The organism is Rufibacter roseolus (assembly GCF_017916365.1).
Taxonomy (GTDB): domain Bacteria; phylum Bacteroidota; class Bacteroidia; order Cytophagales; family Hymenobacteraceae; genus Nibribacter; species Nibribacter roseolus.
In genome coordinates this window covers 535,009-554,065 of the sequence record NZ_JAFMSU010000002.1, presented here as the reverse complement: position 1 = coordinate 554,065, position 19,057 = coordinate 535,009, and the positions used below count along the sequence as shown (strand labels likewise).

The following is a 19,057-nucleotide window of genomic DNA, read 5'->3' as shown; positions in this document are numbered from 1 at the left end:
AAATTGGCTACTTCAAATAAATAAGGAACCTTCAAGTTATGGTGGAAGAGAACAACGACAAAGCAGAAATCTACTCGCAGAGAGTAAGGGCAGGAAAGCGCACCTATTTCTTTGATGTGAAATCAACCCGCTCAAATGATTATTATCTGACAATCACAGAGAGCAAGCGGAAATTCAAGGACGACAACTACTCTTACGAGAAGCACAAGATTTTCTTGTACAAAGAAGACTTTGCCAAGTTCATGGAAGCGTTGCAGGATACCGTTAACCATGTAAAAGGTGAGTTATTGTCTGAAGAGGCACTGGCGGAACTTGAGCGTTTAGACCACGCTCAATCAGAAGCTGCGGTGGATGAAGAACTGAAGTGGGAATAGCTTCCACTTAATTCTCCTCAAGCTCATGCCTCGCGTGAGCTTTTTTTATGCTTACGCTCGTTTCCAAGCCGTTTTACTTAAAACTGCCTTGAAATCCTTGTCCTGTTTTCTAAGCGAAGGTTCCTCCTCCAAACACTTCAAATCGCTGAAATAACAAGGCTGGAGACTATTGCAGTTTGTCTAAAAAGTACTGCCTTTGGAATTCCAACTAAAGGTTTCTGCTTGGATTTACTACCCGGTAACCGGATGAAACAAGACCTGGCACTTCTCGCAGAAGTACCCAGACCTTTGCCCCTTCCCTACCTTCTCTTTGCGTAAGGGAATATGGTCCCGGGGACATTCCTTCTGCTGGTACACAAGCCAGTGTTCTTTCACGGTGCCCTCCCGTTTGCTGTCCAAGTAACGGAAGCTCTGCGTCACGCATTCCTTGATGAGGTCTTTGAGGATGGCTATGGGGATCTGATCTACCTGGCTCTCCGGGTGCAACCGGGCCCTAAACAGCACTTCATTCTTGATTCCGTTGCCTACCCCGGCCAATATGCTCTGGTCCAGCAGCGCGTCACAGATAAGTTGGGTGGGTTGGCGCAGAAGTTTCTGCAGGGCTTGCTCCTGGTCAAAAGATTCGCTCATCACATCGGCACTCCAGTCATACACGGCTTCCAGGGGTTCTTTCAGGAACCGGCAATCGCAGGCGTAGAAGTTAAGGTCGCCGTCTTCAAAGGAAAGCCCCAACTCCAGGGGTCTGTTGACTTCCCCATTTATGGCGTATTTCCCGAAAAACATCAGGTGAACGCGTACCACGTTGTTGTGAAAGCAAAACAGGATCTCCTTACCGAAGGTCCTGATCTGGGTTAGCTCCTGCCCTTTCACCAATTCAAACGGGATGTTCCTGGTTCTACCTTTCACCTCCACTACAACCTGACCGATGAATTGTTCGGTCTGTTCTTTAAGGAAAACCATTTCGGGTCCTTCGGGCATAGGCTTTGGGTATAGAAAATCCCTGCTGCTTTTAAAATGCAACAGGGATTTCAGGTGGATAATGTTACACGTTCAAGTTGCCCATTTGCGGGGCGGCGTAGCGCTGACCGGCAGCCACTCCTTTAGGCGCAATAAACTCAATCTCTTCCAGCTCCTCCATGGTTAAAGAAACCTGCAGCGCCCCTACGTTTTCCTCCAGGTACTTTCTTCTTTTAGTGCCTGGAATAGGTACGATGTCCTCGCCTTGCGCCAGGAGCCATGCCAAAGCCAATTGACTTGCGGAGCAGCCTTTCTTACCAGCCAACTCCTCTATTTTCTGCACCAGGTCTAGGTTCTTCTGGAAGTTCTCGCCCTGGAACCTTGGCGAATGCCGCCGGTAATCATCCTCCGGTATGTCTTCCAGGGTTTTAAACTGCCCGGTTAAGAATCCCCGGCCCAGGGGACTGTACGGTACAAACCCGATGCCCAATTCACGGCAGGCGGGCAGAATCTCATCTTCCACATCGCGGCTCCAGAGCGAGTACTCCGTTTGCAGGGCGCTGATGGGGTGTACTCTGCTTGCTTTTCTAAGGGTTGCCGCCGAGGCTTCTGACAAGCCCAGGTACCGCACCTTTCCTTCTTTCACCAACTCGGCCATGGCGCCAACGGTTTCCTCAATGGGTGTTTGTTTGTCTACCCGGTGTTGGTAGTAAAGGTCAATGTAATCCGTGCCCAGGCGTTTGAGGCTGGCTTCGCAGGCTTTGCGCACGTACTCGGGTGAGCCGTTAATGCCCAGGAAATTGCCCTGATCATCCCGCACGTTCCCAAATTTGGTGGCCAGGATCACCTTGTCTCTCCTGTCTTTGATGGCCCTGCCCACCAGTTCTTCGTTCGCGCCCACACCGTACATGTCAGCGGTGTCCAGGAAGTCAATGCCCAGATCCAAAGCGTAGTGGATGGTGGCAATAGACTCGTTGTCATCGCGATTGCTGTAAAAGTCTGACATGCCCATGCACCCCAGGCCCAGCGCCGAAACGCTTAATCCTTGGTTTCCTAATTTTCTTTTTTCCATAGTGCAGTTGTTTTTACTTCTGTAGATACTTCTGTTTCCAGGTTATAAAATCCTTGGCCACAATCCGCTGCCCGGTCAGGCCGGAGCTTTGGTCTGAGGCCAGGAACACGATGGGTTCTCCCATGACCTCTGGGCTCAGCAGAAAGCCTTTCTCTTTTAAATTGTTTTTATAATAGTCTGGAATCATCTCTGTCTCCGTGGCGCCGCCGGGCAGCAGCATATTTACGTCAATCCGGCTTTCCATCAGGTCCTCGGCCATGATGTAGGAAAGGGATTCTGCCCCGGCTCGGGAAGGACCGTAAGGCACAAAACCCTTCCTCTTCATGGTCTCATGGTTCATGGAGATATTCACGATCTTTCCTTTCCCGTTTTGCAGAAACAATGGCACAAACGCTTTGGCCACCAGAAAGTACCCCGTCAGGTTGGTGTCAATCAGATCCCGGAAACCTTGGGCGGTGACTTCATAGAAAGGCTTGGGCTGGGAAAGGAAATCTGGATTAACAGTGCGCATGCCAATACCGGCATTGTTCACCAGCACATCCAAGGTTCCCCACTGATTTTGAACCCAGGACACCGCCTGGGCAATGGAATCCTCATCGCGCACATCCATGGCAATCCCGAATACTTCGCCCGTCAAGCCCTGGAGTTGGTTTACCGCTTTGGAGATATTTTCCTCAGAACGGGCTGTAATCAGCACGCTAGCTCCGGCCTCAGATAAGGCTTTGGCCATGGCGAACCCCAGCCCGGTAGAGCCGCCGGTGACTAAAATTCGTTTGCCACTTAATACTACATTGCTTGTCTCTGGTGTCATAAAGGAGTAGCCTGATCAACCTCAAACCCGGGTTAAACTTTAAACCATGATTAGCTTTTACTTTACGAGGCATTCTGGAATGGGGTACCCTTTGCCTAAAAACTCTTTCTGGTTTTAACCCGGAATCAGGAAATCGGCCATAATACAGAAAGCCAAACCTGGAGGCAGATCTTGGCACATAATTCAAATAGGGGCAGTGCAGAAGTTTCGCAAAGTCTCTTTATATAAAGGCTCCTTTCAGCGGTAAGTGTTTCTTGTTGGCAGCCAAGGTGTTTACTATTTTAACGGTAGTCCCCAAAGGAATGCGTATATTTGCAGCCGCTTCTGAAAATGAGCCTTAAAACAGTTTTAAGTCCTTTGGCCGGAGGCACATACATCAACTTTGATTTAAGACCAATCTATCTTTATGGGACTTCGTTGTGGAATAGTGGGTTTGCCAAACGTGGGTAAATCTACGCTGTTCAATGCCTTGTCAAACGCCAAAGCCGAATCGGCTAACTACCCTTTCTGTACCATTGAGCCCAACGTGGGCGTGATCACGGTGCCAGATGAGCGCCTGCAGGTTCTGGAGGAACTGGTGCACCCTGAGCGGGTACTGCCTACCGTCATGGAATTTGTGGACATTGCCGGTCTGGTGAAAGGCGCCAGCAAAGGCGAGGGTTTGGGAAACAAGTTCCTGGCCAACATCCGCGAAGTAGACGCCATTATACATGTGGTGCGCTGCTTTGACGATCCCAACATTGTACACGTGGCCGGCGGCGTTGACCCCGTGTTTGACAAAGACGTGATTGACACCGAGCTGCAGATCAAAGACCTGGAGTCCATTGACAAGAAAATAGCCAAGGTGGAGCGTACCGCCAAGTCCGGTGATGCCAAGGCCAAAAAGGAATTTGAGAGCCTGAAGCGCTTCAAAGAGCACCTGCAAAGCGGCAAAAACGCCCGCTCCCTTGATTATACCCCCGAAGACCTGGAGTCTGTGGAAGACCTGCAACTGCTCACCATTAAGCCGGTGATCTACGTGGCCAACGTGGACGAGGACTCTATCCAGACCGGAAACAAGTTTCTGGAGGCCCTGAAAGAGCACGTGAAAGACGAGAAGGCCCAGGTAGTGGTGATCTCCGCCGCAATTGAAGCCCAGATCGCTGATTTCACCGAGCCCGAGGAAAAAGAGATGTTTCTGTCTGAATACGGTCTGAAGGAATCTGGCCTGAACCAATTGATCAGAGCTTCTTACGCCTTGCTGGACCTGATCACCTACTTCACCGCCGGACCAAAAGAAGTGAGGGCCTGGACCATCCGGAAAGGCTGGAAAGCCCCGCAGGCAGCCGGTGTCATTCACACCGACTTCGAGAAAGGCTTTATCCGCGCAGAGGTGATCAAACTCAAGGATTATACAGAATATAAGACCGAAGCCAAGATTAAGGAGGCCGGCAAAATGGCGCTGGAAGGGAAAGACTATGTGGTACAGGACGGCGACATCATGCACTTCAGATTCAACGTGTAATTGATAACCAGTAATGTATAAAAAAAGGGGAGCAGACTACTCCCCTTTTTTTATACATTTTTCTTTATAATCTTCTCCCTTCCAAATGCTCCCTGCAACGATTATAGGTTTGCTTTTAGTATAAGAATTAGAATAAAAATAACTTTTATAAAAATTAATCGTCTCATTATATGGGACTTACTAAATATTAGAATTCCTTTTTATTGATAAAAGGAAACATTTTGGCGTAAATCCTGTAAATATGTGCAGAATACTATATTACAACTCTCTAAAACTATGAAAAAAACCTTACTTAAAGCTTCTGTACTCGGCGCGTGGCTGCTGTCTATGGTTGCTCCATCAGAAACAATAGCGCAGTCTGCCGACAGACCTTGGGGCTTATCGCTCTACGGTAGCGCCAACCAGGCCCGGACCAACATGAGAAATGATATCTGGGATATGAGCAATTCCTCATGGGGTGGTGGTCTAGGCATTAACCGGTATCTGTCTCCGTCCTTTGATGTGGCTTTGCAGTTGAACTATTTCAACTTGAAGCAAGATGCCAACAACGTTACCTACAACGTAACTGGTTTTGGACCGGGCAGATTTGATGACGAGGTTGGAACCGCTAACCTGGGCTTGAAACTGAAGCTGAACAACGGCAAGATCCTGAGCGAGACTGCTTTCCTGCAGCCTTACCTGATTGCCGGTATCGGTGCTCAGTACGCCAGCGTGGAAGCCTACCTGCCAGTAGCCAGACCAGGCGGAACAAACGAGTTCAAGTACGATGAAGGCCTGCTGCGCATGAACTACATGGGTGGTGCCGGTATCGGGTTCAGAATCACTGAGGGTATCAGCTTGTTTGCCCAGTCTACCCTCAACTATCCAACCACTAACCTGCTGGATGGTATCTCCCCTGCCAACTCAGATGAGTTGAACGACCGTTACCTGCAGCACCAATTCGGTCTTACCTTTGGTTTAGGAAAAGCCACTGACACCGACGGTGACGGTGTTTCTGACCGCCGCGATAAGTGCCCAGACACTCCAGCTGGTGTACAGGTAGACAAAACCGGTTGCCCACTTGACGGCGACGCTGACGGTGTTCCAGATTACCAGGATAAATGTCCTACTGAAGCCGGTACTGCCGCTTTGGAAGGCTGCCCAGACAAAGACGGTGACGGTGTGCGTGACTCAGAAGATGAGTGCCCAGACCAAGCTGGTCCTGCTGCAACAAGAGGTTGCCCAGATGCAGACGGTGACGGTGTAGCTGACAAAAACGATACTTGCCCTAACACCCCAGCCGGTACTCGTGTAGACGCCAGTGGTTGCCCAGTGGTAGTTGACCGTGACAATGACGGTGTAAACGATGATGTTGACCGTTGCCCAGATGTTGCCGGTTCTGCCGCTAACATGGGTTGCCCAGGCTTAGATGTGGAAGACAGCACCTACATGGCCCGCGTTCCTAAGATTGAGTTTGAGTTCAACAGAGCTGTTCTGAAGAGAACTTCTTACCCAACCCTGGACAGAATGTCAAGCATGCTGGCTAAATATCCGCACTACAACCTGCGTATCTCTGGCCACGCTGACCACATTGGTTCAAACGAGTACAACCAAGAGCTTTCTGTTCGCAGAGCAGATGCCGCTAAGTCTTACTTGACAAACCAAAAAGGAGTAGCCTCTGACCGTATCATCACCGAAGGATTCGGCGAAGAGCGTCCAGTAGCACCAAACACCACCAACGCCGGCCGTGCCAGAAACCGCCGCGCTGAGTTCCGCCTCTTCATCCAGTAATGGAAGATTGGCTTAGTTAAAAGCTAGAAAATGCCCAGCCGTTTGGCTGGGCATTTTTATTTTAGGCCTATATTTCTGAAAACAATGGATAAAGAACAGAAACCAGAAGTCTGGTTGCGCGGCCCCCTACCCGCTGTTCCGGCCTTGCTGCAACCGGTAGCCCATGCCCTGCTCCAGGCCCGGGAGGAAGTGAAGGGATACCTCAACGGGTTCCCCGATCATCTGCTGTGGGAAAGACCCGCAGGCGTGGCCTCAGTGGGCTTTCACCTGCAGCACCTCACCGGGGTTCTGGACCGCCTGTGTACCTACGCCCGCGGTGAAGCCTTATCTGAGGCAGGGCTCGCGTACCTGAAAGCAGAAGGAACTCCCCCGGCAGAAAGCACCACCGCAGAGGATTTGCGGCTACTTTTTGAGAAACAGGTAGAAAACACCCTTCAACAGATAAAGCAAACCGATCCGGAGACCCTCACCCAGTTCAGAGGCGTTGGCCGGGCGCAGCTTCCCTCCACCGTGGGTGGTCTGCTCTTTCATGCCGCGGAGCACACCCAACGCCACGTGGGCCAACTGCTGGTCACCGCCAGAATCCTGCAGGCCGGGGTGCTCAGGTAAAGGCAATGACATACGCTCCCCGCTACCCTAGTCTTAAAACAGAAAATGCCTGAACTGAGTCAGGCATTTTCTGTTTAGGGGCTGTATTAATTATAAAAAAGTTCAAAACGCAGATCAGTTGTAGTTAGGCAGAATGTTGTACACCTCGCCGTACTCCAGCATCTGCTGCGTGAAGTTGTTTGGGTACACCAACAGCACGTCCACAATCTTTCCATCCTTCACCACGGGCGTGAGTTTAGGCTGGATAAAGCCTTGGTAAGGGGCGATATTGAGTTTGCTGTAACGCTGCAGTACTTCCTGGTGCAGGGTTTTGTCTACCTGCACGCCGTAGGTCTCCACCAGTTTCTGGGCCGCCTTAAAATCACCCTCTGAGGTGATGCGCTGGGTTTCGCGAAGCAGTTGACCGAACAGGTCACGCAGTTTCTGGTAGTCGTTGATCTTGAAGTAGGTTTTGCCCTGGCGGGTCACGCGCTCAATCACGTTGTCCTTTTTGCCTTTCTCAAACGCCCAGGCGGCTACCATCTGGCGGTTGCGCATGTGGTCTTCCTCAATCATCTCGCCGGGCGCCAAACGTGAGAGCTGCGTCATGAGGCCATTACGGATATAGGCATCATACTCGGCTTTGCCCACTTCCAAAGAAGGCATCACGCCAATCTCCACCAGTTTGGGATCCATCACGTAGTACAGGGCCACCAGGTCGGCGCGGCCTTCTTCCATGGTGCTGGCGTAGTTCTTCAGGGTCTGCTTGGGTGTGCCCACTCCCGGGTTGATCTGCCCTGAGGCATGCCCGATCACCTCGTGCATGTCGGTATGGAGGTCGCCGGCCAGGGAGGCGTATTTTTTACCGCGGTCAATCTCTTCCTGGCTGAAGGCGAACTCACTCAAGGCGCTTCCGCCCGTGTTGGCTGACTCAGTGTAAGCATGTACAATATTGCCTAGGTTCACTGATTTGGAGCCGTGCTCTTTCCTGATCCAGTTGGCGTTGGGCAGGTTAATCCCGATGGGTGTGGCCGGGGCCGCATCGCCGCCTTCCACCACCGTGGTGATAACTTTGGCCGTGATGCCCACCACGTTCTTTTTCTTGTGCTGCGGCAAAAGCGGCGAGTTGTCTTCAAACCACTGGGCCTGGTCACCTATGGCTTTGATGCGTTTGGTAGCCTCCACGTCCTTGAAAGACACCACTGATTCATAGGAGCCTTTGATGCCCAATGGGTCGTCGTACACCTCAATGAACCCGTTCACCACGTCAATCTGCGAATCCACGTCTTTGACCCAGGCTATGTTGTACTCGTCAAACACCTTCAGGTCACCGGTGCGGTAGAACTCGGACAGTTTCTGCAGAGCTAGACGCTGCTTCTCATTCTCGGCCACGGTCACGGCTTTGTCCAGCCAGAACACGATGCGCTCAATGGCCGGGCCGTACATGCCGCCCACTTTCCAGGGTTTCTCCACAACCTGGCCGTTTTCTTTCACCACCTTGGAGTTGAGGCCATGCGACACCGGGCGCGGATCGTTCTTGTTGTCCTTCTTAGCATAGAAAGCCTCCACTTCTTTCTGCGTGAGGCCCTCGTAGAAATTCACCGCCGAGGTCTTGATCAGGTCCTGGCCGGCGGCTTTGTTCACCTGCTTCGCATCCAGGTTCGGGTCGAACAAGATGGGGGTAAGCCATTTGATGAAGGTCTCCACGTTCTCACCGGGCTGCAGGGGCAATTGGTTTGCCGGTACCTTCCGGATGGAGGCGGCTAGGAACTCCTGGCTGAACTCAGGCATGATCTTGTTGGCCGAGTAATGGTGGTGGATACCGTTGGAGAACCACACGCGCTTGGTGTATTCCATAAACTTCTCCCAATCAGGCGAAGTGGAGCGGTCGCGCTTGTTCTGCACCAGGGCATCCAGTGTGCGCCGGATGCGCAGGTTGTGCTTGTAGTTCTGGTCATAGATGATGTCCCGGCCAGAGAGGGCGGCTTCGTAGAGATAATACAGCAACTCCTTCTGCTTGGCGGTCAGGTTCTCGAAACCCGGTACCCGGTACCGCAGGATGCGCAGGTCAGCAAATTGCTCTGAGACGTATTTGAAGACGGAATCCTCCACGATGACCTGCGGCGGCGAAGTGCGGGAGATAGGGCCAATTTCCTGGTTTTTAACCACGCTGGCCTCTCCCGGCATCATGGCCGGCGAAGAAGCTGCCGTGGTTTTCTTGCCGCAGCTGCCGGCCAGCAAAGAGGCCAGCAGCAACGCAGATACGGCTATAGGTGTTTTCTTCATATAATTTTCTGGGGTTTGATCCTTTAAAAGTAAGGAATTAGGAACAGGCAGGCAAAAACCGATCCGTTAGGCCGTTCAAAGTTGCCTTTTCCTAGTTTAGGCCCTATTTTCCGGAAAATAGCCTTAAAACGATTTTCTTTTCTGCCGGATATGCGCTTTCTCAGGGTAACATAGCAGCAGCGTGCATTAAAAAACCGGCAGAAAGAAATACCTTTAAAGCCAAAAGGAACCGGCAGGAGCAACACCTTCTGCCCTATTCATCTGCATGGAGCCCCGGACCACCCCTTTCTTGCAAAGCCGTTTTCTTCCTTTCTTTTTGGTGGTGGCGTTGTTCCTGGTGTATGCCGTTTTCCCAACCCAGAACTCCACCTCAGACGCCTATGACTACGCCGCCAGCGTGAAGTGGCAGGTTGATCTCTGGCGACCGCACCATCTGCTCTACAACATTACTGGCCTGGAATTTTACAATCTTTGCCAGGCACTGGGATTTAAAGGACAGCCGCTGGAAGCATTGAAGTTTCTGAACAGCCTGGCGGCGGCAGGATGTCTGCTGGTGCTCTGGCGTATTCTGGCGCGCCTGCAGGAAGATACCAAAGTACAGGCCGGATTGCTCTTGCTCGCAGGCGCTTCTTTTGGTACCATGCGGTATGCCACTGAGAACGAGACCTACCTCCTGCCCATATTCTTCTCGCTGTTGGGTTCTTCTTTCTGGCTGCGGTACCAAAACCAAGGCAAATGGGTGGATGTTGCCTGGAGCAGTTTTTGGGCGGCTTTTGCCTGCCTGTACCACCAGGTGCATTTCTTCTGGTGGCTGGGTTTAGGGCTCGGTTTTCTGATTTCGGTGCCTAAACGAGGACAACTAGTTCTGACGTACCTGGTTCCGGCCCTGGTGGTCCCGCTGGTTTACGCTTTAGTGATGTACCAGCAGGACATCCCCTTCCCTCAGGCCCACCGCTTCGTTTTCCAGGACTTCTACAAAAGCAGCGTTAATACCTCGATTTCCTCCCAGAACTTTCTGCTCACCTTTATCTCTTTCATCAGGACCTTTCTGGAGGTGCACGGCCGACTGTACTTTTTGGCTAAGGCAAACATACTTTACATAATACCTGCAATAATAACCTTTATTATTGCTACAGTTCTTACCAGAAGAGTTGTTTTCTTCCGCAAGGAAACACAGCTACACCAAAGAGCCTTTTTCCAGGTTCACCTTCTCATTCTGGGGCTGCAGCTGCTGTTTGCCTGGTATGCGGTGGGCAATGCCGAGTTTATGGTCATGGTGCCTTTCCTGGTGGCTATCCTTTTGGGTTGTTATAGGTTGAGTACATCTTGGCCACTGTGGCTGGCTGGTTCTGCGCTTTTCCTCTGGAACATGGCTTATGGCATTCTGCCTAATCACACCTTCACCTACACAAACCAAACCTGCGTTTACCAGGAAGTACAGAAGCATCCCGAGGCTTTGCTCCTGCTGCAAGACAAGAATGCCTTTACGTCTTTTTACTTCTACCAAACCGGCCAGTACCATCCTAACGCATATGAAAGCTGGGCTACAACAGAAGTTCTTTCCAATGCCATCAACCAAGCCCGTCAACAGCGGCAACCTATCTTCACAGATTATTCTCCTGAGGCCCCCATCTTCAACCGCGCCTGGTTTATGCGTCATAGGTCACCTTCCTCATTTTTCAAGCAATTCAGGTTAGAGCCTTTAACCTCCTGCCCCACCTTGTACGGCGATCAGGGCCTGAAACAACTAACCTTGCCAACAGGGTCTGTCCCATAGGTCAGTAAAAAACCGCACAGAGCTTTTCTACTGTTAATTGGTTTACATAATCGCACCATTTAAGAAGACAAAATATACCATAAATTCCTATGGTGCAGCGCAATATGCGGCACTATAAAAGCTTTACTTCTTAGGGCAGATTTTGTACATTGAAGTAAAAAAACGCTATGGCTGCCATCCACCAACTGTTAGACGAGTACGCCGAGAGCCACCGTAATGGCACAAACAAACTCATCCATTGGATCTGCGTCCCAGCCATTATGATCAGTTTGTTGGGTTTGATCTGGGCAATCCCCGTCCCTGGTTTTCTGGAGAACCTGCCTTTCCTCTTCAACTGGGGTATTCTCTTTGTGCTCCTTTGTATGGTCTACTACTTCATGCTCTCGCCCAGCCTGGCCTTGGGTATGGTGTTAGTAACCTCGTTTTTCCTCTGGATTGTGTACCAACTGGACCAGGTGCAACGTCTTCCGCTTTGGGCCCTGTGCCTCATCATTTTCGCGGTGGCATGGGTAGGGCAATTCATCGGGCATAAGATAGAGGGCAAAAAGCCTTCTTTCCTGAAAGACGTGCAATTCCTGCTTATCGGGCCGGTTTGGCTCCTGAGCTTCATCTACCAGAAGTTAGGTTTGAGGTACTAAACGCCTGTGCTGCCGGTGGTTTTTAACCTCTGCTGGGGTAGATTTAAGGCCTGTTTTGAAGATTTGGCCTGAAAACGAATTTCTTCTAAAGACAAGGCCACCGTTCGGTTATTTCGGTCGTCTTGGTTCAAGAAGTTTTCAGATGCTTCCTTACCTTTGCCCCGATTTGCACGTCTTGAAAAACCTTGCCACCATATTGCTTCTATCGGTGATGCTCACCCAGGCATTCAGCAAGTTTTTCATTGTGCTGGACTATGAGGCCAACAAGGACTTTATTTCCAAAGTGCTTTGCATCAACCGCGAGAAACCCCAGATGCACTGTAACGGGAAATGCTACCTCATGAAAAAGCTCAAGAAGGCTGAGCAGACCCAGAACCAGGGCAACAACAAAACCCAGAAACAGAAGCAGGATATCACCCTGTATTACCAGCCAATTGTGGCTTCTACCACCACCCAGACCCTCCAACCCACACTTTCGCCAACTTCTGCTCCTGTAGGAAGGCCGATTGGGGTTCATGTCTCCGTCTTCCATCCACCCAAGTTCACAGCCTGATTAAGAATACTTCGGTCTTACTGACCGAAGCGGATACCCGTACCCGGAATCTTCCCCGGCGTTGCTGCTATCACCGTTTTTCTGACTGTAACTGAATTTCCATGCAAAAAATATGTTTGGCCGGCATCTGCTTTCTCCTGATGCTGGCACCCTTTGCCCGTGCCCAATTCACCGTAAAAGGTCGGGTGTTGGATGCGTATACCAAAGAGGCGCTGGTGGGCGCTTCTATCCAAATGGCCCAGAGTACTACGGGCACCATCACGGAGCGCGATGGCAGTTTCACCCTGCAAACGGGGCAGAAACCTACCTCTCTGCTGGTTTCCTACCTAGGGTACAATGCCCGGCAGGTACCCTTCCAAGACGATTTTATGCTGGTGTCGCTGGCACCTACCTCTAACCAACTAAACCAGGTCATTGTCTCGGCTAGCCGGCAAGCCCAGGCCAGAACCGAGGCGCCCGTGGCCATCAGCACGATCTCCAGCCGGGTACTGCAGGAAACCAAAGCCACCACTCTGGACCAGGTCCTGAACAAGGTGAGTGGCGTGTATATGGTGAACCTGGGCAATGAGCAGCACACCATGGCCATTCGGCAGCCCATTGGCTACAAAAGCCTTTTCCTGTACCTGGAAGACGGCATTCCTATCCGGACCTCCGGTGATTTCAACCACAACGCGCTCATTGAGATCAACATGGCGGCCTTGAAGAACATCGAGGTGATCAGAGGTCCGGCCTCCTCGCTGTACGGGAGCGAAGCCATTGGCGGAGCGGTCAATTTTATCACGCAGGCTCCGGCTCCGGTGCCCACCGCCAAAGTACAGGTGGAAGGCAGCACCCAGGGTTACCGCAGAACCGAATTCAGTGTGTCTAATACCTTTGGGAAGGTGGGCATCTTTGCCGGGGGGTACTACGCGGCGCAGCGGGACGGCATTATCAGCCACAGCGATTTTGACAAGCTGGCGTTCACCCTCCGGGCCGATTACCGCATCAGTGACCGCAGCAAACTGACTACCTCGGGCAGCCTGGTGGACTATAAAACCGACCAGACCGGCGGCCTGGACAGCACCCGTTTCTTTCGGAAGGAATACAGCAGCCTGCACACCTTCACCTACCGCAAAGTCAACGCCCTGCGCCTCAGGAGCACCCTGGAACACGCCTGGGATGCCTCCAACCAAACCCAGGCCACCCTGTTCTTCCGGAACAATGCCATCGGGCAGAACCCGTTCTACGCCATCGGGAACGTGCAGGGCAACGCCCGCAAAGCCAAAGGCGAGATCAACGAAGACGCCTTCACCAGCTACGGCCTCATTGCCCAGCACCGCAAGTCTTTCTCGTTCCTGAACGCCAGCCTCATTGCCGGCGTGAGTGCCGATTACAGCCCCGCCACCTACACCGCCCGGTTCATTGACGTAGATCGGGACGAGAAAGGCCTGTACACCGGCTACACCTCCTCAGATTCGCTTCTTACCCACTACTCAGTGGATCTGCTCAACACCGCCGTTTACGCCCACGCCGCAATCTCCCCGCTGGAGCGCCTGAAACTGGTGGCTGCCTTGCGCTATGACCGCATGGACTACACCTTTGACAACTACCTGCCGCCCTCTGCGTTCACGGGCGCACCCGATGATAAAAACGGCTACCGGCAATTCTCGCCCAAGTTGGGGCTGACCTATGACTTTGGGAAAAGCCAGGGAATTTACGCTAACTACAGCCTGGGTTTCGCGCCGCCGCAGATCACTGAGCTGTACCGCGGCGTGAAAGTACCCACTTTGGAACCCTCTGATTTCAGCAGCTACGAAGTGGGCGGCTGGTGGAGTTTCCTGCAGCACAAAGCCTACCTGGATGTGAGTTTGTACCAGATGAACGGGACAGACGAAATCATCTCCGTGCGGCTGGAAAATGGCTCCTACCAAAACCAGAACGCCGGCCGTACCCGTCACCGCGGTATTGAATACACCCTGAATTACGCCCCTTCTGAGGCACTCTCCTTTAGAGTGAGCGGCACCAACGCCCGGCACTGGTTTCTCACCTACGTGGAGCGCGGCGCAGATTATTCCGGCAACGAAATGGCTACTGCGCCCCGATTTATCGGCAACGCCGAGGTCACCTACCGTCCGACTTTCCTGAAAGGTTTGCGTCTAGGTTTGGAGTGGCAGCGCGTAGGCAAATACTACATGGACCCCGTCAATTCTGAGTATTACGGCGGGTATCACCTGTTCAACGCGCGTGTGGGCTACGCCTTCAAAGGCTTTGAAGCCTGGATCAACACCATTAACCTCACTGATAAACTTTACGCCACCACGGTAGACAAATACTCCTATGGCAAGAGCTACCGGCAAGGCGTGCCGCGCACCTTCAACGTGGGCGTGGGATATCAATTCATTGGAAAAGGAGGCTGAAAACAAGTCTAGCCTACTTACCAGTTTAGTTTATTTGAAGCTTGTTTTACAGGTGTTTTACACTTAATAAGCAATAATCAAGCATCAGCATTTACATCATTTTATTCGCATGGACTTTATGAAATTCCCATACCGCATCACTACACTTCTATTTGTTTTGTGCTTCCTTTGGCTGATAGGTTGCCAGTCTAAAGCCGCGCAGGAGGTACCGCCAGAAAACCGGGTTTCCCTATCAAACCTGAAAGCCTCCTGCCCTTATCTTACCCAGGACCAACAAGGGAATCCGGTGCTGTGCTGGGTGCAGGCGCAGGACACCACCGGCAATTACCTGCTGATGTACGCCCGTTCAAAGGATGGCGGCACCACCTTTGGGAAACCCATGACGGTGCCTACCTCTCAGGGCGTGTATCCGCACGATGAGAACCTGTCCAAGATCCTGTTCAAGAAAAACGGCGACATTCTGGCCATGTTTGCCGTGCAGAACCCTAACCCCGAAAACAGCTACGCCGGTCTGGTGAAATACACCCAATCGTTTGACGGTGGGAAAACCTGGACCAGGCCCAAACAACTGGCGCAGGATGCCGAAAACAGCATTGACGAGCGGTACTTTGACATCACCTTACTGCCCACCGGCGAATTTGCCGCCATTTGGCTCGATTCCCGCAAGAACACGCCCAAGGAAGGTTCCAGCCTCTACTTCTCCAGCACCTCCGGCCGGAACGGGTTCACCTACGAGAAAGTCATTGACCAGCAGCTCTGCCAATGTTGCCGCACGGATCTGTTTGTGGACGGAAAAGGCCAACTCCATGCCGCCTACCGGGCAATCCTGAACGACAGCATCCGGGACATGATGCACCTGGTGTCCACGGACAATGGGCAGACCTTCGCTCCGCGCGAGCGCATCAGCGTAGACAATTGGGCCATCAAAGGCTGTCCGCACACCGGCCCTACCCTGGCCTGGAACCAAAGCGGACTGCACGCAGCTTGGTACACCATGGGCGGTGGCAGCGGTGTGTTCTATAGCCATAAAACTTCAGAGAACACCTTTTCTCCAAGAGAGCAGGTAAGTCAGCTCCCCTCGGCCAAACATCCGCAACTCACCAGCTTCGGAGAGAACCAATTGGCCCTGGTGTGGGATGAGCAGGTGCTTAACTCCAAGCTATTCAACAGCCGGATTGGGTTACAGGTGAGGGATGCCTCGGGGAAAACCGTGCAGCAAACGTATCTTACCTCTGACTTTACCAGCGCTACCCATCCGGTGGTGATGGGGCTTGGCGCGTCTAAAATCCTGGTGGCCTACACGCAGAAGCAGGACAAGAAAAGCGAGGTCTGGTATAAAGTGGTGGAAACTTCTGCTAAGAAAGAGTTGTAAGCCTTGCCTTGAAGGAAACGACTTTGGTTAATTGTTTAGGGCCTGTTTTCAAGAAAACAGGCCCTAATTAGGGAAAGGTGATTTATGTGACACTAATTCAGGAGTGTTTTTGCACCATATTCACTTTGGAGGACCGCACCCTTTCAACCTGCCGGATGACGTCGTTGCAGTGCAACGACGCTACATATTTGTCTGTAGCGTCATTACACCGTAACGACGTCCGCATTGCTTTTTAAACTGAATTCTACCCTTCTGCCCGCAGTACCTCCAGCGGTGATTGGTTCACCACGGCCCGGCTATTGAACAAGCCTATGACCACGGTGAGTGAAGAGATGATGATAAAGAGCACCAGAACAGGCAGAAGCTGCGGTGTGAATTTGGTTTCAAAGGAGTACTTGGCCAAGGCCCAGCTACCTGCCAGTGACAAGACAATGCCAGTGCCGGCGGCCAAAGCACCCAGGAAGAAATACTCCAGGGCCGTGATGGCATAGATCTGTTTGCGGTTGGCGCCTAATGTTCTCAGCAATACGCTTTCCTGCATGCGCTGGTACTTGCTGATGAGCACCGATGAGATGAGCACCACGAGCCCCGTAATTATGCTGAAGGCTGCCATGAACCTGATTACAAACCCAATCTTGTCCAAAAGCTCGTCCATCACACTCAGAATCAGTTCCAGGTCAATAATTGAGATGTTGGGAAACTGCCGTACTACCGCCTGCTGGAATCTGGCCGAGGTCTGGGCTGCGTCTACCCTGGTCAATAACACATGGAACTGCGGCGCCGCCTCCAGCACTCCTTCCGGGAACACTACCCTGAAGTTCGTCTGGATGCGGTTCCAGTCTACTTCGCGTAGGCTGCCTACCACTGTGGGAATAAGCGCACCTTGCACGTTGAACACGATCTCATCGCCTACCTTTACTTTAATCCACTCGGCGTAACGATCATCCAGGGAGACATATACGGTATCACTGGGCGAGGCCACTTTTCCTTGCCAGGTGCCTTCAATAATCTTCTCAGAATCCGATAAAGCACTCCGGAACGTAGAGCGGATCTCGCGCTGGAAAGCCCTGGGAGATACGCCCAGGGTACTGTCTTCCTTCACGTCCTCAGCGGTTCTCCCGTTGATTTCCTCGATGCGCATAGTCACAATAGGCACCTGCTGGATTACGGGCAAGCCCTGCTGTTTCGTGAGTTGGGCCACTGCCTGCCGCTGCCCTTCCTGGATGTCGAACAAGACCATGTTGGGCTGGTTCTCGCTTGCCGAAAGGGTCACCTGGTTCAGCAGAATGGTCTGCACAAAGTAGAGCGTGGAGATGAAAGCCGTACCCAACCCAATGGAGACGATAAGGATGAGCGTCTGGTTATTAGGCCGGAAAAGGTTGGCCAACCCCTGCCGCCAGACATAACCCAAGGTATCTGGGAAGAAACGCCGCACAGCCCACATCAGGGCCCAGGCAATTCCGGCCAGCACCAAGAACCCCACCAGAACGCCTAATGTGAAATAAGCCGCTTCTTTCCATTTTTCGGTCTGCAGATAAGTGAACCCGAAGATGAACAGCAGAATGAGCGCGTACACCCCCCATTTCAACGGATCTCTAAACAGGCTGGTGCTTTCCAAGGAAATGCGCAGGGTATTAAGCGGAGAGACGTTCCGGATACTCACCAGCGGCAACAGCGCGAACAGCAGGGAGATAATCAGCCCCAAACCAATCCCCTGGAAAATGGCCAGCCAGGAGATGCCCACCGTGATCTCCACGGGCAGTAAATCCTGCAAGACCTGCGGCAGCAACTGCTGCACCACCGTGCCCACCGCGGCGCCTATGATAGACCCAAGCAACCCGATGCCCAGGATCTGAATAACGTAGATAAGGAAGGCCTGCGTGGCACTCACGCCCAGGCAGCGCAGAATGGCAATGGAACGCAGCTTCTCCCTGATGTACACATGAATGGCACTGGCCACCCCAATACTACCCAACAGCAGCGCAATAAAACCAACCAAGGCCAGGAAGCTGGTCAGGTCCTTGAAAGAGCGGCCCATGTCCTCGCGTTGTGTCTCGATGGTCTCGGTATTCAGGGCCTCTTTTTCCAAACGGGGCTCTAAACGCTCTACCAGCATCTTGACATCGGTTTTCTGGTCAAACTTGTAGTAGAAGAGGTAATTGATGCGGCTCCCCTTCTTTTCAAGGCCGGTTTGGGGCAGGAACCGGAGCGGAATGTACACTGCCGGCGCAACGGTTGCCGATATCCCGGTCTGCCCGGGCGCTTTGTTCAGGATACCTGCAATCTGGAAAGTAACTTCCCCTACTTTGATGGAATCACCTACCCGGGCATCGAATTGCAGCATGAGGGTTTTGTCTACCAGCGCCTGCTGGCCTTCCCTGAAGCTCTGCGCCGCCGTTTTGGGCACTGTTTCCAGGGCTCCGTAGTAAGGGAACTGCCCTTCCAGCGCCCTGATCTGTACCAGCCGGGTGCCCTGGCTTTTGGGGAATAGGATCATGGAGGCAAAACTCCGCTCCTTGGACCTCCGGTTACCAAGGGAATCCAGCAAGGGCAGCATCTTAGGCTCCACCGGCCGGTTACTGGTGATCACCAGATCAGCCCCGATCAGTTCCATGGCCTGGCTGTCAATGTCCTGGCGCAGGTTGTACCCAAAAGAGAAGATGGCCACCAGCGCGGCTATACCAAGGATAATGGAGGAAATGAAAAGAAACAACCGCGAGCGGTTCCGGCGGCTGTCTCGCCAGGCCATCTGCACCAACCACGGGAAGTTGAGTTTATCCATTTTTTAATATGCTAACGTGTTAATGTGCTGGTTTTAATGTGCAAATGAGGTAATGTGCTGATGTGCTAATTGTTTGATGTGTGAGTGAGTGAGTGAGTTAATTCTTTAATGGACCATGCTTGATTCTGATTGACTACTAAAGGTGCTCCGAAAACTATAATGCTTCAAATTACTAGA

General features: G+C 52.1%; 14 protein-coding genes. 9 read left to right on the top strand and 5 right to left on the bottom strand.

What is annotated here, in order from left to right:
* Positions 1 to 41: 41 nt before the first annotated feature.
* Positions 42 to 374 carry a DUF3276 family protein gene (locus J3P35_RS11285; RefSeq protein ID WP_149091948.1) on the top strand — a complete coding sequence of 111 codons (333 nt, stop codon included), beginning with the start codon at positions 42 to 44 and terminating at the stop codon, positions 372 to 374.
* A gap of 231 nt (positions 375 to 605) precedes the next feature.
* On the opposite strand, the gene J3P35_RS11280 is transcribed toward J3P35_RS11285, so the two are convergent.
* The 3 genes from J3P35_RS11280 to J3P35_RS11270 all read right to left on the bottom strand — a co-directional run bounded on the left by J3P35_RS11280 (position 606) and on the right by J3P35_RS11270 (position 3,214).
* Positions 606 to 1,352 carry a DNA-formamidopyrimidine glycosylase family protein gene (locus J3P35_RS11280; RefSeq protein ID WP_210464703.1) on the bottom strand — a complete coding sequence of 249 codons (747 nt, stop codon included), beginning with the start codon at positions 1,350 to 1,352 and terminating at the stop codon, positions 606 to 608.
* Positions 1,353 to 1,416: 64 nt separating this feature from the next.
* Complete coding sequence (locus J3P35_RS11275) at positions 1,417 to 2,403, bottom strand: aldo/keto reductase (protein WP_210464702.1); 987 nt, start codon at positions 2,401 to 2,403, stop codon at positions 1,417 to 1,419.
* Between the two features lie 13 nt (positions 2,404 to 2,416).
* Entirely contained in the window at positions 2,417 to 3,214 is a 798-nt protein-coding gene (locus J3P35_RS11270; protein WP_210464701.1) for an SDR family NAD(P)-dependent oxidoreductase, read from the bottom strand.
* Positions 3,215 to 3,620: 406 nt separating this feature from the next.
* Here J3P35_RS11270 and ychF point away from each other — a divergent pair, with 406 nt between their 5' ends.
* The 3 genes from ychF (at position 3,621) to J3P35_RS11255 (ending at position 7,097) form a co-directional block, all read left to right on the top strand.
* Positions 3,621 to 4,718, top strand: a complete 1,098-nt coding sequence (gene ychF / locus J3P35_RS11265; RefSeq protein WP_210464700.1) for a redox-regulated ATPase YchF — start codon at positions 3,621 to 3,623, stop codon at positions 4,716 to 4,718.
* A gap of 276 nt (positions 4,719 to 4,994) precedes the next feature.
* Positions 4,995 to 6,488 carry an OmpA family protein gene (locus J3P35_RS22195; RefSeq protein ID WP_210464699.1) on the top strand — a complete coding sequence of 498 codons (1,494 nt, stop codon included), beginning with the start codon at positions 4,995 to 4,997 and terminating at the stop codon, positions 6,486 to 6,488.
* 84 nt (positions 6,489 to 6,572) lie between these two features.
* Positions 6,573 to 7,097 (top strand): DinB family protein, encoded by a 525-nt coding sequence (locus J3P35_RS11255; protein WP_210464698.1) that lies wholly within the window; start codon positions 6,573 to 6,575, stop codon positions 7,095 to 7,097.
* Between the two features lie 114 nt (positions 7,098 to 7,211).
* Here the strand turns inward: J3P35_RS11255 and J3P35_RS11250 are convergent, their stop codons facing one another.
* On the bottom strand, positions 7,212 to 9,362 hold the full coding sequence (locus J3P35_RS11250) for a dipeptidyl peptidase 3 (protein ID WP_246850172.1): 2,151 nt from the start codon (positions 9,360 to 9,362) through the stop codon (positions 7,212 to 7,214).
* A 265-nt stretch (positions 9,363 to 9,627) separates the two neighbouring features.
* Here J3P35_RS11250 and J3P35_RS11245 point away from each other — a divergent pair, with 265 nt between their 5' ends.
* The 5 genes from J3P35_RS11245 to J3P35_RS11225 all read left to right on the top strand — a co-directional run bounded on the left by J3P35_RS11245 (position 9,628) and on the right by J3P35_RS11225 (position 16,098).
* The gene (locus tag J3P35_RS11245) at positions 9,628 to 11,139 is read left to right on the top strand and encodes a hypothetical protein (RefSeq protein WP_210464697.1); all 1,512 of its coding nucleotides are present in this window, start codon (positions 9,628 to 9,630) and stop codon (positions 11,137 to 11,139) included.
* Between the two features lie 167 nt (positions 11,140 to 11,306).
* A complete protein-coding gene (locus tag J3P35_RS11240) occupies positions 11,307 to 11,777 on the top strand; it encodes an Mpo1 family 2-hydroxy fatty acid dioxygenase (RefSeq protein ID WP_210464696.1) in 471 nt (156 codons plus the stop codon).
* Between the two features lie 142 nt (positions 11,778 to 11,919).
* Positions 11,920 to 12,330 (top strand): hypothetical protein, encoded by a 411-nt coding sequence (locus tag J3P35_RS11235; RefSeq protein WP_210464695.1) that lies wholly within the window; start codon positions 11,920 to 11,922, stop codon positions 12,328 to 12,330.
* Between the two features lie 101 nt (positions 12,331 to 12,431).
* The gene (locus J3P35_RS11230; RefSeq protein WP_210464694.1) at positions 12,432 to 14,726 is read left to right on the top strand and encodes a TonB-dependent receptor; all 2,295 of its coding nucleotides are present in this window, start codon (positions 12,432 to 12,434) and stop codon (positions 14,724 to 14,726) included.
* A 118-nt stretch (positions 14,727 to 14,844) separates the two neighbouring features.
* Positions 14,845 to 16,098, top strand: coding sequence for a sialidase family protein (locus J3P35_RS11225; RefSeq protein ID WP_210464693.1), 1,254 nt, complete (start codon positions 14,845 to 14,847; stop codon positions 16,096 to 16,098).
* Positions 16,099 to 16,342: 244 nt separating this feature from the next.
* Here the strand turns inward: J3P35_RS11225 and J3P35_RS11220 are convergent, their stop codons facing one another.
* Complete coding sequence (locus J3P35_RS11220) at positions 16,343 to 18,880, bottom strand: ABC transporter permease (RefSeq protein ID WP_246850170.1); 2,538 nt, start codon at positions 18,878 to 18,880, stop codon at positions 16,343 to 16,345.
* Between the last annotated feature and the right edge of the window lie 177 nt (positions 18,881 to 19,057).

Bases quoted from the DNA above. Each gene is read 5' to 3' on its own strand.
- J3P35_RS11280 (WP_210464703.1), bottom strand. From the start codon at position 1,352: ATGCCCGAAGGACCCGAAATGGTTTTCCTTAAAGAACAGACCGAACAA.
- J3P35_RS11275 (WP_210464702.1), bottom strand. From the start codon at position 2,403: ATGGAAAAAAGAAAATTAGGAAACCAAGGATTAAGCGTTTCGGCGCTG.
- J3P35_RS11270 (WP_210464701.1), bottom strand. From the start codon at position 3,214: ATGACACCAGAGACAAGCAATGTAGTATTAAGTGGCAAACGAATTTTA.
- ychF (WP_210464700.1), top strand. From the start codon at position 3,621: ATGGGACTTCGTTGTGGAATAGTGGGTTTGCCAAACGTGGGTAAATCT.
- J3P35_RS22195 (WP_210464699.1), top strand. From the start codon at position 4,995: ATGAAAAAAACCTTACTTAAAGCTTCTGTACTCGGCGCGTGGCTGCTG.
- J3P35_RS11255 (WP_210464698.1), top strand. From the start codon at position 6,573: ATGGATAAAGAACAGAAACCAGAAGTCTGGTTGCGCGGCCCCCTACCC.
- J3P35_RS11250 (WP_246850172.1), bottom strand. From the start codon at position 9,362: ATGAAGAAAACACCTATAGCCGTATCTGCGTTGCTGCTGGCCTCTTTG.
- J3P35_RS11245 (WP_210464697.1), top strand. From the start codon at position 9,628: ATGGAGCCCCGGACCACCCCTTTCTTGCAAAGCCGTTTTCTTCCTTTC.
- J3P35_RS11240 (WP_210464696.1), top strand. From the start codon at position 11,307: ATGGCTGCCATCCACCAACTGTTAGACGAGTACGCCGAGAGCCACCGT.
- J3P35_RS11235 (WP_210464695.1), top strand. From the start codon at position 11,920: ATGCTTCCTTACCTTTGCCCCGATTTGCACGTCTTGAAAAACCTTGCC.
- J3P35_RS11230 (WP_210464694.1), top strand. From the start codon at position 12,432: ATGCAAAAAATATGTTTGGCCGGCATCTGCTTTCTCCTGATGCTGGCA.
- J3P35_RS11225 (WP_210464693.1), top strand. From the start codon at position 14,845: ATGAAATTCCCATACCGCATCACTACACTTCTATTTGTTTTGTGCTTC.
- J3P35_RS11220 (WP_246850170.1), bottom strand. From the start codon at position 18,880: ATGGATAAACTCAACTTCCCGTGGTTGGTGCAGATGGCCTGGCGAGAC.